At 73.7% G+C, this 16,231-nt stretch carries 13 protein-coding genes; 6 read left to right on the top strand and 7 right to left on the bottom strand.

What is annotated here, in order from left to right; all coding sequences use genetic code 11:
- Nucleotides 1-52 precede the first annotated feature (52 nt).
- Nucleotides 53-1,486 carry a magnesium chelatase gene (locus GEV10_01485; protein MQA77150.1) on the top strand — a complete coding sequence of 478 codons (1,434 nt, stop codon included), beginning with the start codon at nucleotides 53-55 and terminating at the stop codon, nucleotides 1,484-1,486.
- A gap of 104 nt (nucleotides 1,487-1,590) precedes the next feature.
- Here GEV10_01485 and GEV10_01490 read toward each other — a convergent pair whose 3' ends face one another.
- Entirely contained in the window at nucleotides 1,591-2,352 is a 762-nt protein-coding gene (locus GEV10_01490) for an ROK family protein (GenBank protein MQA77151.1), read from the bottom strand.
- Nucleotides 2,353-2,416: 64 nt separating this feature from the next.
- On the opposite strand from GEV10_01490, the gene GEV10_01495 reads away from it, so the two are divergent.
- Together GEV10_01495 and GEV10_01500 are read left to right on the top strand one after the other, a co-directional pair.
- On the top strand, nucleotides 2,417-4,396 hold the full coding sequence (locus tag GEV10_01495) for a hypothetical protein (protein ID MQA77152.1): 1,980 nt from the start codon (nucleotides 2,417-2,419) through the stop codon (nucleotides 4,394-4,396).
- A gap of 62 nt (nucleotides 4,397-4,458) precedes the next feature.
- Nucleotides 4,459-4,947, top strand: coding sequence for a MarR family transcriptional regulator (locus tag GEV10_01500; GenBank protein MQA77153.1), 489 nt, complete (start codon nucleotides 4,459-4,461; stop codon nucleotides 4,945-4,947).
- A 21-nt stretch (nucleotides 4,948-4,968) separates the two neighbouring features.
- Here the strand turns inward: GEV10_01500 and GEV10_01505 are convergent, their stop codons facing one another.
- Complete coding sequence (locus tag GEV10_01505) at nucleotides 4,969-5,790, bottom strand: NAD-binding protein (GenBank protein ID MQA77154.1); 822 nt, start codon at nucleotides 5,788-5,790, stop codon at nucleotides 4,969-4,971.
- A gap of 112 nt (nucleotides 5,791-5,902) precedes the next feature.
- Between GEV10_01505 and GEV10_01510 the strand changes: the two genes are divergently transcribed.
- Nucleotides 5,903-6,808 carry a LysR family transcriptional regulator gene (locus tag GEV10_01510; GenBank protein MQA77155.1) on the top strand — a complete coding sequence of 302 codons (906 nt, stop codon included), beginning with the start codon at nucleotides 5,903-5,905 and terminating at the stop codon, nucleotides 6,806-6,808.
- Nucleotides 6,809-6,815: 7 nt separating this feature from the next.
- On the opposite strand, the gene GEV10_01515 is transcribed toward GEV10_01510, so the two are convergent.
- Together GEV10_01515 and GEV10_01520 are read right to left on the bottom strand one after the other, a co-directional pair.
- A complete protein-coding gene (locus tag GEV10_01515; protein MQA77156.1) occupies nucleotides 6,816-7,925 on the bottom strand; it encodes an amidase in 1,110 nt (369 codons plus the stop codon).
- Nucleotides 7,926-7,958: 33 nt separating this feature from the next.
- Nucleotides 7,959-8,756 carry a ferritin-like domain-containing protein gene (locus tag GEV10_01520; GenBank protein ID MQA77157.1) on the bottom strand — a complete coding sequence of 266 codons (798 nt, stop codon included), beginning with the start codon at nucleotides 8,754-8,756 and terminating at the stop codon, nucleotides 7,959-7,961.
- Nucleotides 8,757-8,902: 146 nt separating this feature from the next.
- On the opposite strand from GEV10_01520, the gene GEV10_01525 reads away from it, so the two are divergent.
- Complete coding sequence (locus GEV10_01525) at nucleotides 8,903-9,709, top strand: PhzF family phenazine biosynthesis isomerase (protein ID MQA77158.1); 807 nt, start codon at nucleotides 8,903-8,905, stop codon at nucleotides 9,707-9,709.
- Between the two features lie 74 nt (nucleotides 9,710-9,783).
- Here GEV10_01525 and GEV10_01530 read toward each other — a convergent pair whose 3' ends face one another.
- Nucleotides 9,784-11,571, bottom strand: coding sequence for an ATP-binding cassette domain-containing protein (locus GEV10_01530; GenBank protein ID MQA77159.1), 1,788 nt, complete (start codon nucleotides 11,569-11,571; stop codon nucleotides 9,784-9,786).
- Between the two features lie 89 nt (nucleotides 11,572-11,660).
- Here GEV10_01530 and GEV10_01535 point away from each other — a divergent pair, with 89 nt between their 5' ends.
- Nucleotides 11,661-12,635 carry a DUF3048 domain-containing protein gene (locus GEV10_01535; GenBank protein MQA77160.1) on the top strand — a complete coding sequence of 325 codons (975 nt, stop codon included), beginning with the start codon at nucleotides 11,661-11,663 and terminating at the stop codon, nucleotides 12,633-12,635.
- Nucleotides 12,636-12,643: 8 nt separating this feature from the next.
- Here the strand turns inward: GEV10_01535 and GEV10_01540 are convergent, their stop codons facing one another.
- The gene (locus tag GEV10_01540; GenBank protein ID MQA77161.1) at nucleotides 12,644-15,016 is read right to left on the bottom strand and encodes a glycogen debranching protein; all 2,373 of its coding nucleotides are present in this window, start codon (nucleotides 15,014-15,016) and stop codon (nucleotides 12,644-12,646) included.
- 275 nt (nucleotides 15,017-15,291) lie between these two features.
- A complete protein-coding gene (locus tag GEV10_01545; GenBank protein ID MQA77162.1) occupies nucleotides 15,292-16,227 on the bottom strand; it encodes a 4-(cytidine 5'-diphospho)-2-C-methyl-D-erythritol kinase in 936 nt (311 codons plus the stop codon).
- Nucleotides 16,228-16,231 lie beyond the last annotated feature (4 nt).

Genomic DNA, 16,231 nt, shown 5'->3' on the forward strand with positions numbered 1-16,231 from the left:
CCGTCTTCTGACATCCGTCGAATCGCGACGTAGTTTCGTAGCTGTGACAGCCATCCCCTCGCCCCCTGCCGACCTGCCGAAGACCGTCGGCGAGCTGCGTGCCGCCGGCCACGAGCTGCGCGGCGTGCGCGCCGAGCTCCGCGACAACCTGCTGGCCGCGCTCCGCGCGGGCCGTGACCCGTGGCCCGGCATCGTCGGGTTCGGCGAGACGGTGCTGCCGAAGCTCGAGCGCGCCCTGATCGCCGGACACGACGTCGTCCTGCTCGGCGAGCGCGGCCAGGGCAAGACGCGGCTGCTGCGCAGCCTCGCCCAGCTGCTCGACGAGTGGACCCCGGCGATCGCCGGCGCCGAGCTCGCCGAGCACCCGTTCGAGCCGATCACGCCCGCGTCGCGTCGCCGTGCCGCCGAGCTCGGCGCCGACCTGCCGGTCACCTGGGTGCATCGGTCGCAGCGGTACGCGGAGAAGCTCGCCACGCCCGACACCTCCGTCGGCGACCTCGTCGGCGACGTCGACCCCGTCAAGGTGGCGGAGGGACGCAGCCTCGGCGACCCGGAGACCATCCACTACGGCCTGGTGCCCCGCGCACACCGTGGCATCGTCACCATCAACGAGCTGCCCGACCTCGCCGAGCGCATCCAGGTGGCGCTGCTCAACGTGATGGAGGAGCGCGACATCCAGGTGCGCGGGTACATCCTCCGGCTGCCGCTCGACGTCCTGCTCGTCGCGTCCGCCAACCCCGAGGACTACACCAACCGCGGCCGCATCATCACGCCACTGAAGGACCGGTTCGGCGCGGAGATCCGTACCCACTACCCGAACGAGCTCGACGACGAGATCGCGCTGATCACCCAGGAGGCCGACGTCGTGGCCGACGTCCCCGACCACCTCGTCGAGGTGGCGGCGAGGTTCGCGCGGCACCTGCGCGAGACGCCGGAGGTCGACCAGCGGTCGGGCGTCTCCGCGCGCTTCGCGATCGCCGCGGTCGAGACGGTCGCCGCCGCGGCCCTGCGCAGGTCCGCGCTCACCGGCGAGGACGAGGCCGTCGCGCGTCCCGTCGACCTCGACACGATCCCGGCCGTGCTGCGCGGCAAGTTGGAGTTCGAGAGCGGACTGGAGGCGTCCGACGACGAGGACGTCGACGAGCTGCTCACCCACCTGCTGCGCAGGTCCGTCGCCGACACGGCACGATCGCGCCTGGCAGGCGTCGACCTGACGCCGCTCGTCGAGGCGGTCGCCACGGGCGACCGGGTCGTCACCGGTGCCACGGTCCCCGCGAGCGAGGTCGTCGGCGCGCTGTCGTCCGCGAGCGTGGTGAGCGGCGCGCTGCAGCGGCTCGGTGTCGGCGAGGGCGACCCGCCGGGACACGTCGCGGCCGCCGTCGAGCTCGCGTGCGAGTCGCTCTACCTCGCCCGGCGACTGGCGAAGGACACCGACGACGAGGGACGCGCGGTGTTCAGCGCCGACCCGGAGCTCGACGACCTCTGAGGCGGGTCGGCCCAGCCTGGACCTGGAGCACGTGAGGGGCACCCTCACCGTGTCATCGCACGGTGAGGGTGCCCCTCACGTGTCGGACCCTGGGCGACGCGCGCTCAGCCGGAACGTTCTGAGGCGACCGCGGCGGCGCCGACCACCCCCGCGGTGTTGTGCAGCTGGGCGGCGACGATCGGCGCGCGTAGGTGGAGCAGCGGGAGGAACCTGTCCGACCGCTTGCTGACGCCGCCCCCGACGACGATCAGGTCGGGCCAGAGCAGGTCCTCGATGGTGGCGAAGTACCGCTGCAGGCGCTCGGCGTACTCCTCCCACGACAGGTCCTCCTGCTCGCGCTGCCTGGCGGCGGCCCTGTCCTCGGCGTCGTGGCCATCGATCTCGATATGGCCGAGCTCGCTGTTGGGGACGAGCGCACCGTCGAGCAGGAGCGCCGTGCCGATCCCGGTGCCGAGCGTCGCGACGAGGACGAGGCCGGTGGTGCCGCGCGCGGCGCCGTACCTGACCTCGGCGACACCCGCGGCGTCGGCGTCGTTGACGACGTGCACCTCGCTGGCGAGCCTGCGGCCGAACAGGCCCTCGGCGTCGGTGCCGATCCATGCCTGGTCGATGTTCGCGGCGGTACGTACCACGCCGCGCTGGACGACCGCCGGCACCGTGATGCCGATCGGCCGGTCACCCGCGTGCTTGCCGAAGTGGTCGACGATCTCCGCGACCACGCCTGCGACGGCGTCGGGCGTCGACGGGTGCGGTGTGGAGATGCGGTGCCGCTCTTCGGCGAACTCCCCCTTGTCGAGGTCGACCGGCGCACCCTTCATGCCGGTGCCCCCGATGTCGATCCCGAAACCCTCTGCCGATCTGCTCATCGCCAAAGGATAGGGCCGCCCCGCGAGCTACCGGTCGGGCGATCCGCGACGTAGCGTCGAGGACGTGAGCACGCGCGACACCTCCCGCTACGCGTACGGACGCTGGCACGGCGGACCCGATCCGCTCGCGCGTCCGGCCAACCTCCGCGAGGCGATCGACGCCATCGGCCGCGACGTGCTCGACGGCTCGTCGGTCAGGGCGGCCCTGCGTGAGCTGCTCCGCCGCGGTGTCGAGGGCAGGCGCGGACTCGACGACCTCAACGCGCGGCTGTGGCGGCGCCGCCGCGAGCTGACCCGCGGCAACCGGCTCGACGGCACCCTGCAGGACGTCCGCCGCCTGCTCGACCGCGCGCTCGACGCCGAGCGCTCCGCGCTCGCGCGCGACACGTCCGACGACGCCCGGTTCCGCGAGATGCAGCTCGGCGCGCTCCCCCCGTCGACCGCGCAGGCCGTCCGCGAGCTCGCGTCGTACGACTGGCGTTCCTCCGACGCGCGCGAGGCGTACGAGGAGATCCAGCGGCTGATGGGCCAGGACCTGCTCGAGTCGCGGTTCCAGGGGATGAAGGAGGCGCTGGAGCAGGCCACCCCGCAGGACGTCGAGCGCATCCAGCGCATGCTCGACGACCTCAACGAGCTGCTCGCCGCGCATGCCCGCGGCGACGACGACGTCCCGCAGCGGTTCGACGACTTCATGGCCGAGCACGGGCAGTTCTTCCCCGAGAACCCGCGCGACGTCGACGAGCTGATCGACGCGCTCGCCGCGCGCGCCGCGGCGGCGCAACGGATGATGAACTCGCTCACGGCGGAGCAGCGCGCCGAGCTCGCCGCCCTGTCGGCGCAGGCGTTCGGCGACCAGCGGCTCGCCGGCCAGCTCGCCGAGCTCGACGCCAGGCTCCGCGCGGCGCGACCCGGCGAGGACTGGGAGTCGGGCGAACGCTTCCGTGGGCAGGACCCGCTCGGGATGGGCGAGGGCACCGACGCGATGCAGGAGCTGGCCGACCTCGACGCGCTGTCGGAGGAGCTCGGCCAGACCTACCCGGGGGCATCGCTCGAGGACATCGACCTGGAGGCGCTGACCCGCCAGCTCGGCGACGAGGCAGCCGTCGACGTCCAGGCCCTGCGCGACCTCGAGCGCGAGCTGTCGCGGCGCGGCCTACTCGACCGCGCGCCCGACGGCTCCCTGCTGCTGTCGCCGAAGGCGCTGCGCCGGCTGGGCCAGACGGCGTTCCGCGACCTCGTCAGCGACCTCGCCGCCCACCGCGGCGAGCACGACGACACCTCGGCAGGCGCGGCGGGCGAGGTCACGGGCGCGACCAGGGCGTGGCAGTTCGGCGATGCGCAGCCGTTCGCGACGACGGCGACGGTGCGCAACGCGATCCTCCGCACGGCGTCCGCGGGCACCGAGGGCGACGGGCCGGGCGTGCGGCTACTCCCCGAGGACATCGAGGTGGTCGACACCGAGCGCAGGACCCAGGCCGCCGTCGCGCTCTGCGTCGACACGTCGTGGTCGATGGTCGCGGAGGGCAGATGGGTGCCGATGAAGCGCACCGCCCTCGCGCTGCACCACCTCGTCAGCACCCGCTTCCGCGGCGACGCGCTCAGCCTGATCGGGTTCGGGCGGTACGCGCAGTCGCTGCGGCTCGGCGAGCTGACCGGCCTGGAGGGCGCGTACGAGCAGGGCACCAACCTGCATCACGCGCTGCTGCTCGCCGGGCAGCACCTCCGCCGGCATCCGGGTGCGCAGCCGCTCGTGCTCGTCGTCACCGACGGCGAGCCGACCGCCCATCTGGAGCGCGACGGCGAGGCGGTGTTCAGCTACCCGCCACTGCCGGTGACGCTGGGGCTCACGCTGCGCGCCGTCGACGACCTCGCACGGCTCGGCGCCTCGCTCACCGTCTTCCGCCTCGGTGACGAGCCCCGGCTGGAGGCGTTCGTCGACGTCGTCGCCCGCCGCAGCGGCGGTCGCGTCGTCGCTCCCGACGTCGACGGCCTCGGCCCCGCCGTCGTGGCCGACTACATGCGCTCACGCCGCACCCGCAGGTAGGCACAGGCGCGAAGTACGGTGCCCGCTGCCCGGAGCAGGTCTCTTGATGTCAAGATGGCTGGATGCAGGACGAGGTCGACCGGCTCGTCGAGGCGTGGCGCCGTGAGCGCCCCGACCTCGACGTCGCGCCGCTCGACGTCCTCAGCCGAGTCTCCCGGCTGGCCCGCCACCTCGACCTGGCGCGCCGTACGGTGCTCGACGGCCACGACCTCGAGGTGTGGGAGTTCGACGTCCTCACGACGCTGCGCCGCGCCGGCCCTCCGTACGAGCTCAGCCCCTCCGAGCTGCTGAAGGCGACGCTCGTCACCTCGGGGACGATGACCAACCGCATCCAGCGGCTCGCCGCGTCCGGGTTGGTGTCGCGGCACCCCGACCCGCGCGACGGCCGGGGCGCGCGCATCAGACTCACCGCTCGCGGCCGGACGACGGCCGACTCGGTGATGGCCGACCTGCTCCGCGAGGAACGCACACTGCTCGCGTCGCTCACCGACGCTCAGCGCACCACCCTGGCGTCCCTGCTCCGCACCCTCCTGCTCCCGTTCGACAACTGAGCGGAGCGGATCCCTCGACGGTCAGTCGCCCGCCCGGATGGACTCAACGGCGTGGCGGAGGTCGTGGTCACCCAGACCGCGGGCGGCAACGCCGCGCAGCCTCGCCTCGGCAGCCGCCGTGATCGTGAGGTCGGGCACGGCCGCGACGGCGAGGGCGAGATCCTTCGCGGCCAGGTCGACCGCGAACTCGGCGGGCTCGTACGCCGCTCGCGCGACCACCCCACCGACCGGTGACGTCGCGAGCAGGCCGGTCACCTGCTCGTGGTCGACGCCCAGCCACCGGGCGAGCCGTAGCGCCTCCCCGACGAGCGGCACCGCGGCGAAGATCGCCGTCGCGAGCACGAGCTTGGTCGCCGCGCCCTGGCCGAGCGCGCCGCACCGGACGACCTGTCCGAGGTCAGCGAGGAGGGCGTCGACGCGGTCGAGGTCCGCCCGGTCGCCGCCGGCGAGCACGGTCAGCCCGCCGATGGCCGCGCGGTCGACGCTGCCCATCACCGGCGCGTCGACCAGCCCCACGGACTCCGGCAGCCGTCGGCGGACCTCGGCGACGGCCCCGGGCCCGATCGAGGACAGGTCGACCAGGCACGACCCCGGACGCATCCCGCCCGCGATCTGGTCCACCACCGCGAGCACGGCCGCGGGATCGGCCAGCATCGTGAGCACGACGTCCGCGTCGGCCACCGCGTCCGCGGCGCGGCGCCCAACCTCCACCCCGTCGTCGACGAGTGGCTTCGCGCGCGACGCGGTCCTGTTCCACACCACGAGCTCGTGCCCGGTCTCCACCAGCCGGCGCGCCATCGGCGCACCCATCCGTCCCAGTCCCAGAAACGCGACCTCGGTCACGGCTCTCCTCTCGTCGGTTGCCGTCGCCACGCTAGAGACACGTCATAGCATGTGACAAACGATTCATCAGCATGCCTGCCATGCGAAGAACGCATACCCGAGAGGAGGCGTCATGGACACCAGCGCGCTCCAGGTGTTCCGTGAGATCGCGCGTCTCGGCTCGTTCACGGCCGCGGGCCGCGCACTCGGCTACACGCAGTCGGCGGTGTCACGCCAGGTCTCCGGGCTCGAACGCGAGCTGGACGTCACCCTCTTCGACCGCCTTGCGCGCGGCACGAGGCTCACCGCGGCGGGTGACTGCCTGCTGTCCCACGCCACGGTCGCGCTCGACCGCCTCGACGCGGCGCGCCTCGAGCTGGGCGATCTGCGGTCGCTGCGGGCGGGACGGCTCCGCGTCGGCGCGTTCCCCAACGCGAACGCCGCGCTGATCCCCCGCGCGATGGCCGCCTTCAAGGACCGGCATCCGGACGTCTCGCTCGCGCTGACCGAGGGCAGTACGAGCGCCCACCTCGCCGGTCTGGCCGCGGGTGAGATCGACCTCGCGGTGGTCACCACGCCCTGGCGGGACGACGACGCGCCACGGGTCGACCTGCACCCGCTCGCCGAGGACCCGCTGTTCGTGGCCCTGCCCCGGGCGCACCGGATGGCGCACCGCAGGACGATCCGGCTCGCCGACCTCGCGGAGGAGACGTGGATCGCCGGGACCACCCTCGTCGACGACACGCTGCTCGGCGAGGGTCGGCGCGCCGACTTCCGTCCCAGGATCCAGCTCGTCGCGGCCGACTGGGTGGCGAAGCTCGGCCTGGTCGCCGCCGGACTCGGCGTCACGGCGGTGCCGTGGCTCGCGGCGCACGCGGGCCGCACCGACGTGCGCTTCGTCGCGCTGCACCGCGACGACGTGTCCCCGCGCGTGGTGGCGGCGGCAACCCCGCACGGCAGCACCGTGCCGCCGCCCACGGCGGTGTTCCTCGAGATCCTCGTCGAGACGGCCGGGGAGATGCGGCGGCGCAGGCCGTGACCCGCCGTCAGGGGCGGACGGCGGACTCGACGCGTCGGGCCAGGGCGAGGAGCGACTCCTCGGCGTACCAGGCACCCACCAGCTGCAGCGACGCCGGGAACCCGCCGCCCGGCCTGGGCACCGGCAGCGACACCGCGGGCAGGCCGGCGAGGTTGAGCGGGACGGTCAGGTACGTCGTGGCGTACCGCTCCCCGAGGCGCGGCGGGATCGACCGCAGCGTGGGCAGGGCGAGCGCGCCGTGGGTGGCGAGCAGCTCGCCGAGCACCGTCCGGGCGGCCAGTCCCTCCCGCCGGCAGGCGACGACACGTGCGGCGGTGATCGCGCGGCCCCGCTCGATGCCGCTGACGTGTCGCTCCTCCAGCCGGTCGGGACGGTCGAGCAGGTGCCGGTGCGCCGGGTATCCCTCGGCCAGCATCAGGTCGTCGGCCGCGGCGATCCACCGGTCCCAGTCCGGCACCATCTCGTCCGCCACGTCGAGTCCGGCCGCGGCGAGCGCGGCGTCGACGGCCTCGTCGACCGCGGGCTCCGTACCGGGGAAGCGCAGCCGCGCCACCGTGCGCGACGGGTCGGGGCCGGCGGCGAAGCCCGGCTCCATCAGCCGCATGCCGAGCACGAGTCCCGCCACGTCCGGCGCCAGCGGGCCGACCGTGTCGAGGGTGCGGGAGAACTCGAAGACGCCGTGCGTCGGGACCCTACCCGCCGTCGTCTTCAGGCCCGCGATGCCGCAGCAGGCCGCCGGCACCCGGACCGAGCCGCCGGTGTCCGTCCCGTACGCGACGTCGGCCTGCCCCCGTGCCACCGCGACCGCGGAGCCGCTCGACGAGCCGCCGGGGATGCGGTCGGGGTCGAGCGGGTTGCGCGGGGTGCCGGTCCACGGGTTGACGCCGTCGGCGTGCCGACACAGCTCGACCAGGTTGGTCTTGCCGACGATCCGTGCCCCCTGCCGGCGCGCGTTCTCGACCACGGGCGCGTCGAACGCCGCGGGCGACGCGGCGTCGGCGATCGCCCGGCAGCCGACGGTCGTCGGCGTGCCCGCGACGTCGATGCAGTCCTTGACCGCGAGCCGCGGTCCGTCGCCCACAGAGTCGAGCCGCAGCAGCCACGTCGCGTCGGACATCGCGTCACCCCCGTGCCGGCGCGGGCGCCGGGCTCAGGTGACGGGCACGTCGCGCGCGATGAGCGACCGCTCGACGATGTTCAGACCGGCGAGCCCCGGCAACCTCGACATGCTCTCGTCGATCTTGCGGGCCGCCGCGTACCCGGCCTCGCCCTGCATGACGTAGCGCAGGACGTGACGCACCTCAGACTCCGGCATCAGACCGGATCCGACGGGACCCCAGAACTTGTCGAGCGCGAACCTGGCGAGCTTCTGCGCCTTGGTGCCCAGCGACAGCTTCCTGCGGGCCTGGGTGGCGTAGAAGGCGACGTGCCTGGCCTCCTGCTTGGCGATGCGGCGCAGCAGCGTGGCGAGCACGGAGTGGTTGGCGATGTCGGCGAGCCGGTTGTACGCGGCGATCGCGGACCACTCGTTGACCGCGCCCCACGCCATGTGCACGGCGACGTAGTCCTGGCCGGCGAAGTTGGCGAGCAGAGTGTGCTTGATCGGGTCGAGCTTGTCCTTCCACCCGACCCGCTTGCGCACGAACCTGATGTGCCCGTAGTCGGCCTGGATACCGTGCCGCTTCAACACCTCCGCCAGCGCGGCGCCGTGCCAGAACTCCTCCATGTTCCACATGGTCATGAAGGTCGTGACGTCGGGATCGCGGTGGGAGGGGGTGACCAGCATGTCGCGCAGGTAGCAGACGGTGTGGTACTCGACGTCGCACATGTACTGCACGGCCCGCAGGGTCTCGGGGGACAACGGCTCACGCTCGAAGGCGTCGAAGTCGAGGTCGTCGTACTTGACCGGCTTCGAGTTCTGCGCGTAGTCCTCGGTGTCGAAGGGCATGGTCAAACTTTACGTGGCGTTGAACCGAACTGCCGCCTCCCGGCCACCGTCAGGTACGTCACGTCACCATGACTACCCTGCAGTGTCACGCGCCGTTGCGCCGGTGGCGGTCACCCGTCCGGTCGCCCGGGTGAAGGATGTCCCACATGGAGTACTTCGTCGTCGACGCGTTCACCGACGTACCGTTCACGGGCAACCCGGCCGCGGTGGTCCTCCTCGACACCGCGGACCCGTCCGGCGCCGCACCCGAGACCTCCGTGCTGCAGCGGATCGCCGCCGAGACGAACCTCCCGGCGACCGCGTTCCTCGCCGGTGGTCAGCCGGATGCCTCGCTGCGCTGGTTCTCCGCGGCGGCGGAGCTCGAGCTCTGCGGACACGGCACCCTGGCCACGGCGCACGTCCTGCACGAGACCGGCCGGGCCGACGGCCCGCTGACGTTCCGCACCCGCGGCGGCGTCCTGCGCGCCGAGCGCCTGCCGGCGGGCGACATCGGCCTCACGCTGCCCGCCGACGCGACGGAGCCGCTACCGTCGGCGGCAACCGTTGCCGCGGCACTCGGGGTCACACCCGTCACCGTCCACCGCGGCCGCCTCGACCTCCTCGCCGAGCTCGACGATCCCGCGGCGGTACGGGCGGTCACGCCGGACCTGGCCGCGGTGCGGGCGCTCGACACCAGGGGCGTCATCGTGACGGCGCGCGGCGGCAACGGCAGCGACTTCGTCTCGCGGTTCTTCGCTCCGTCCGCCGGCATCGACGAGGACCCGGTCACCGGTTCCGCCCACTGCACGCTCGGCCCGTACTGGGCGGCACGGCTCGGGCGAACGTCGCTCACCGGGCATCAGGTCTCCACGCGGGGCGGCCGCGTCGGCGTGGACGTCGACGGCGGGCAGGTGCGGCTGCGCGGCCGCGCGGTGACGGTCGCCCACGGCGAGCTGCTCCTGCCCGGGCGCTGAACCACCCGTGAGGGGCACCCTCACCGTGGCATGACGCGGTGAGGGTGCCCCTCACGGGTCGACGTCCGCCGCGGTCAGTCGGCGTGCTCGGCGAGGTCGAGCCAGCGCTCCTCCGCCTGTTCCCGCTCGGTGCGCACCTCGCGCAGCGTGCGGTCGAGCTCGGCCAGCCGGGTGTGGTCGGTGGCGTGCTCGACGAGCTCCTCGTGCAGCTGCGTCTCGCGCGTGCCGAGCCGCTCGATCTGCCGCTCCACCCGGGCCAGCTCCTTGCGCGCCTGCCTGGTCTGCTGAGCGTCGCTCGGCGCCACGGCCGCGGCCGTCCCCGTCGGGCGAGCGGTGCCGCCCCGCGCCCGGGCCTCGCGGGTCTGCCGGCGCCGGTCGAGGTACTCGTCCACGCCCCCGGGGAGCATCGCGAGCGACCCGTCGCCCATCAGCGCCATGACGTGGTCGGTGACGCGTTCGAGGAAGTACCTGTCGTGGCTCACGACGAGGAGGGTGCCCGGCCAACTGTCGAGGAGGTCCTCGACCGCGGTGAGCGTGTCGATGTCGAGGTCGTTGGTCGGCTCGTCGAGCAGCAGCACGTTGGGCTCGCCCATCATCAGCCGGACGATCTGCAGCCGCCGCCGCTCGCCGCCGGACAGCTCCTTCACCGGCGTCCACTGCCGGTCGCCGCCGAACCCCAGCGCCTCGCACACCTGGCTGGCCGTGAGCTCGCGTTTGCCCAGCTGGACGACCCTGCGCACCTGCTCGACGGCCTCGAGTACCCGCCGGCTCGGGTCGAGCTCCTCCACGCCCTGCGACAGGTAGCCGGGGCGCACGGTGCGCCCGACGACCACCTTCCCCGCCGTCGGCGGAAGCGCCCCCGTGAGCAGCCGGAGCAGCGACGTCTTGCCGGCCCCGTTGACGCCGATCAGGCCGATGCGGTCGCCGGGCCCGACGTGCCAGGTGAGGCGGTCGGTGACGAGCGTCTGGTCGGGCTCGGCACCGACCCGCAGCGTCACGTCGTGCAGCTCGTACACCGTCTTGCCCAGCCGCGAGGACGCGAACCGCGTCAGCTCGACCGTGTCGCGAGGCGCCGGCTCGTCGGCGATGAGCGCCGTCGCCGCCTCGATCCTGAACTTCGGCTTGGTCGTACGGGCCGGCGGTCCGCGACGCAGCCAGGCGAGCTCCTTGCGGACGAGGTTGCGCCGGCGCTCCTCCGCCACCGCCTCCCGCCGGTCGCGTTCGGCCCTGGCGAGGACGTACGCCGCGTACCCGCCCTCGTACCTGTGCACCTGCCCGCCGGCGACCTCCCAGGTCGTGTCGCAGACGGCGTCGAGGAACCACCGGTCGTGGGTGACGACGACGAGCGCCGAGCGACGCGACCGCAGGTGCTCGGCGAGCCACGCGACGGCCTCGACGTCGAGGTGGTTGGTGGGCTCGTCGAGCACGACGACGTCGGCGTCGTGGACGAGCACCGACGCCAGGCCGACGCGCCTGCGCTCGCCGCCGGACAGCCGCGCGAGCGGCGCGTCGAGCCCGACCGTGCCGAGGCCGAGGCCGTCGAGCACTGCGCGGATCCGCGGGTCGGACGCCCACTCGTGGTCCCTGGCGTCGCCGACGACCGTGTCACGGACGGTGCCTTCGGGCACCAGGTCGGTCTGCGGCAGCATGCCGACGGTGAGCCCGCGGTTGTGCGTGACGCGGCCGGTGTCGGGCGGGACCACGCCCGCGAGCACCGAGATCAGCGTGGTCTTGCCGGCGCCGTTCGGGCCGACGACCCCGATCCGCTGTCCCGCCGCGACGCCGAGCGACACGTCGTCGAGCAGCGCGCGGTCGCCGTACGCCTTGCGCACGGATTCGAGACTGACGAGGTTGACGGCCACCGCTCGAGGCTAGCTGGCCGCTCCCGGCCGGTTGTCAGAACCTCAGCGGGCTATGGCACGTTGTCAGCCTGACACGTCGAGGGAGGACCATGCGCCGCGCACCGATCGCCGTCCTCGCGGCCGTCGCCGTGGCGGCGGTGAGCCTCGCCGCCTGCGACGACGACCCGGCGCCGCGATCATCGGCCACGGCCACGCCGAGCGGCTCGGCACGCCAGCTCTCGCCGTTCACCGGACGCCCGTACGAGCCGGCGCCCGTCCTGGCGGTAAAGGTCGACAACGTCGCTCCCGCGAGACCGCAGACCGGGATCGCGAAGGCCGACATCGTCTACGTCGAGCCCGTCGAGGCGGGTCTCAGCCGGATCCTCGCCGTCTACTCCTCGTCGCTGCCGCGCACCGTCGGCCCGGTCAGGAGCGCGCGGGCGTCCGACCTGGAGCTGCTGCGGCAGTTCGGCCGCCCCGCGTTCGCGTACTCCGGTGCCCGCACCTCCGTGCGGCCCGACATCGGGCGCGCTCCGCTGTACGACGTCTCGCCCGCGAACGCCGGTCATGCGTACGTCAGGAGCGCGCCGCACCGCGCGCCGCACAACCTGTACGCCCGCCCCGACAGCCTGCTGACCGAGGCACCGAGGGCCGCCGAGCCGCGTGACATCGGCTTCCGGTTCGGCGCCGCCCCGGCCGGCGGCACGCCCGTCGACGCGCGCACCGTGACGTACCCGGCGTTCCGGATGCGCTTCGGGTGGTCGGCGGAGCGGGAAGCCTGGCTGGTCGGGATGGACAACGCCGCCTACGGCGCTGCCTACGGTCCCCGCCCGACGCCTTCCACCGTCGTGGTGCAGTACGTCGACGCCGAGCCGCGGGGACCCAAGGACAAGTTCGGCAACCGCTCGCCGTACGTCGAGTCGGTCGGCAAGGGGCGCGCCGTCGTCCTGCGCGACGGCAGGGCGTTCGAGGCGCGCTGGCAGCGACCCTTCCCGGACGGCGGCACGACGTACACGACGGCCGAGGGCGAGCCGATGACCTTCGACCCCGGACAGGTCTGGGTGGTGTTCGCCCCGCGCGGCTGAACCACCGGTCAGCGCAACCGCACCGTTAGCCGGTGCTCGCCACCGTGTCCCGCCGCCACCCGCACCTCGACGCCGCGCGCCGTCGTCACCCGCTCGTACGCGACCGCGTGGCCGTCCAGCCGCACCGACGACACCGACGCTCCGGTGGGCAGCACCGCGCCGACCGTCAGCGCGGCAGGGACCCGCGCGGTCACGTCCGTGCGCAGCGTCGTGCCCGTCCTGGTCGCGGTGACGTCGACGGATCCCCGGCCGAGCCGGACGTTGGTGGCGGCGATCCGCTGCCGGTCGGGGGGAAGCTGCGGGACGACCCGCAACCGCCGTTCACCGAGGTCCGGGGCGACACCGAGCTGCTGGTGGACGACTGGCCAGAGCACGCCGTACGCGCCCCAGGCCTGGAGCACGCTCGACCGGCTGAGGAAGCCCTGGTCGATGTTGGCGACGAAGTCGGGTGACGGCGCGATCTCCGGCATCGCGCCCGGCAGCTCCCACACCTTCGGGTCGAGCTGGATGCGCGCGTTGCCCATGGTGTAGCGGCGCTGCTCCACGAGCCGGCCGTAGTTGCCCTCGGCGACGGCCATCACCGCCGCACCGAGCGAGTAGGTCGTGCGCTCCGACTGCACGGTCGACGTCACGCCGTCGCACGACGGTCCGCGGTTGCCGCCCTCGGCGCTGGTCGGTCCCGTGCCGGTGTGGTACAGCCCGAACTCGCCGGTGTAGCAGTCGCGCTCCCGCTGCCCGAGCGCGGCGGCCGCGTGCCCGCGGGCCGCGAGCGGCCGCCCGTCAGGCAGCACGGCCTCCATCGGCGTCACGCCGATCCAGTGCCGCTGGAACACCTTCGCGTTGTCCGCACCGTCGAGCGAGTCCGCGTACGCCCGCGCACCGGCGCCGTACCACCAGGTGCGTTCGAACGCCTTCTCCCTGACCGACGCCTGGCGGTCGGCCCACCGGGCGGTCACGGTGTCGCGCTTGCTCTTCGCCATGTCGGCGAGGTCGCGCAGCCCGCGGATCGTGTACACGGCGACGTCGAGCTTCTCCGCGCCCATGCCGGGCCGTTCGACGTTGCCGAGCCCCTCCGGCCAGCCGTCGGCGTCCTCGTCCAGGCCCACGACGTGGTGCATCGCGCGGACGTTGAAGTCGTACATCGCGTCGCGGAACCGGTCGTCGCCCGTCCACCGCCACACCAGCGCGACGGCGCTCGGGAACTTGGCGGTCTCGTCGGTGTTGCCGGGATCGTCGTTCGCACCGAAGTACACCTGCCCGTCGGGCGTGACCTCGTGGACGACCTTGCCCGACCGTTCGTTCACGACGTCGCTGATGTCACGCAGCGCGGTGAGGTGGTCCTCGATCGCGTCGAACTGGCCGGCCGCCACCGCCGCGAACGCCGTGTACTCCCCGTCGGTGCCGAACAGCCACGGATAGTCGGGCCAGCCGGCGCCGAGCCACCGCGCGGAGTCGAGCCGGCCGACCGGCGGCGGGTACTCCGCGCCCTCGTTGCTCGCGAACAGGCGCAGGTCCCTGGACTCCTGCACCGAGTCGGCGAGGTTCTGCTTCGACCACTCGACACTGCGCTCGAGCAGCGGGTCGCCCGGCAGGTCGACCTCGGTGCGCCCGGCGACGTCGCGCCGCTGCGCCAGCTTGCGCGCGTACGCGCCGGCCGGGTCGCGCAACGCCTCACCGAGCGCCGCGTAGGTCGGTCGAGTGCCCTGGTCGGACCCGGCGACGGCGAACCAGACCGTGCGCCCGCCGCGCGGCACGTCGACCGTGTAGGTCAGCTCGCCGCCGGTGCCGCGCCCGTACGGGCCGTCGTCGCACCGCTTCGGCGCCGGGTCCTCCTCCGGGCAGACCACCGCCGGGTCCTGCGGCCCACGCATGTCCGGCCCGAGCCGGTGCCCGTCGGGGCGCAGCGTGCTGCCGACAGCCGCCGCGTAGTCGTGCGCGGGCGCGCCCTCGACGTCCGGCGTACCGGTCTCACGGAAGAGCAGGTTGCGCCCGTCGTACGCACCCTCGTCGGCCAGGTTGAACGTCTTCTGGTCCGGCGTCGTCCAGCCCCACGGGTAGGCGGACAGCAGCTCGGAGTGCGCCTGGACGGTCAGCTCGACCCGCCGTTTCTCGCCGCCGAACCTCAACCCGACGAGCGCGGCGCGACCGCCGTCCGGCGCGACGTCGACCCGCTGGACGCGTGCGCCGTCGTCGTTCGCCATCTCCATCCGCGTGTACCCGTGGCCGTTGGTGAACCTCGTCGCCGACAGCCAGCCGCCGTCGACGCCGAACCACAGGCCGTCGAGCAGCTTGATCGGGGGCGACCAAAACCCGCCCATCTCGCCGCGGATGTGCCACCCGGTCGCGGGGTACGTGCCGTCGGCCGCCCCGACCTGGTACATCCGGTCACCGGTCACCACCGTGCGACGCTCGGCGAGCCGGTCGGTCACCGAGAGCCCGCCGTCGTCTCCGGCGCCGGTGGGTTCGGCGGCGTACGCTCCCGGCGATCCGAGTGCGCCCACCGCGACGACGACGGCGGCGAGTGCGAGGGGCTTGGGGACGCGAACAGCACGCATGACCGGCTCCCGGGGCTTCCACGTTGAGGCCACCCAAGACGTTCCGCCTTTCCGGCGCTCGGCGCAAGCCCCGGCGAGAAGTGAGACGGCGCGTTGCGTCCTCAGGCTGCGGCGGCGTCGACCACGCGGGCGCCGGGGACGGGGCCACGGGCACGGCGGACCACCCGGCACACGCCGGCGGACGCCAGCTCGACGGCCAGGTCGACGGCGTGGTCGGCGGAGTGGGCGAGGAACGCGCACGTCGGACCCGAGCCGGACACCAACGCGCCGATCGCGCCCAGCTCGCGTCCGGCCGCGAGCGTGCGGCGCAGGGTCGGCCGCAGCGAGACGGCGGCGGGCTGCAGGTCGTTGTGCAGCGCGCGGCCGAGAGCGACCTCGTCACCCGAGGCCAGCGCCGACATCAGGGTGTCGGGCTCCACCGGATGATCGGCGTCGGGCGACGCCGCCCGGGAACCGTTGCGCAGGCGGTCGAACTCGGCGTACACCTTCACCGTCGACAGGCCGGTCGACGCGACCGCGAAGACCCAGTGGAACTCCCCCCGCGCCAGGGCGGGCGTCAGCTGCTCGCCGATGCCGCGACCGACGGCCGTGCCGCCGACGAGGGCGAAAGGGACGTCGGCTCCCAGCGTCGCCGCGACGGCCTGCAGCTCCTCCCTCGACGCGCGGGTGCCCCACAGCGCGTCGCACGCGACGAGCGCCGCGGCGGCGTCGGCGCTTCCCCCCGCCATACCGCCGGCGACCGGGATCTGCTTGCGCAGCTGCAGTGCGACCTCGGCGGGCACGCCCGCGTGCTCGGCGAGTGCGTGGGCGGCGCGGACGGCGAGGTTGCGCCGGTCGTGCGGTACCCCGCGGACGTACTCACCGGTGACGTCGAGCGTCACCCCGCCCTCGTCGTCGGGTGCCCGCGCGGTGAGGTCGTCGGTCAGGGAGACCGCTTGGAAGACGTTGACGAGCTCGTGGAATCGGTCGGAGCGGACGTCACCGACACCGAGGTGGAGGTTCACCTTGGCGGGGGTACGGACGATCACCGAGCTCACGGTC

It is taken from the genome of Streptosporangiales bacterium (assembly GCA_009379955.1).
Classification (GTDB): Bacteria; Actinomycetota; Actinomycetes; order Streptosporangiales; family WHST01; genus WHST01.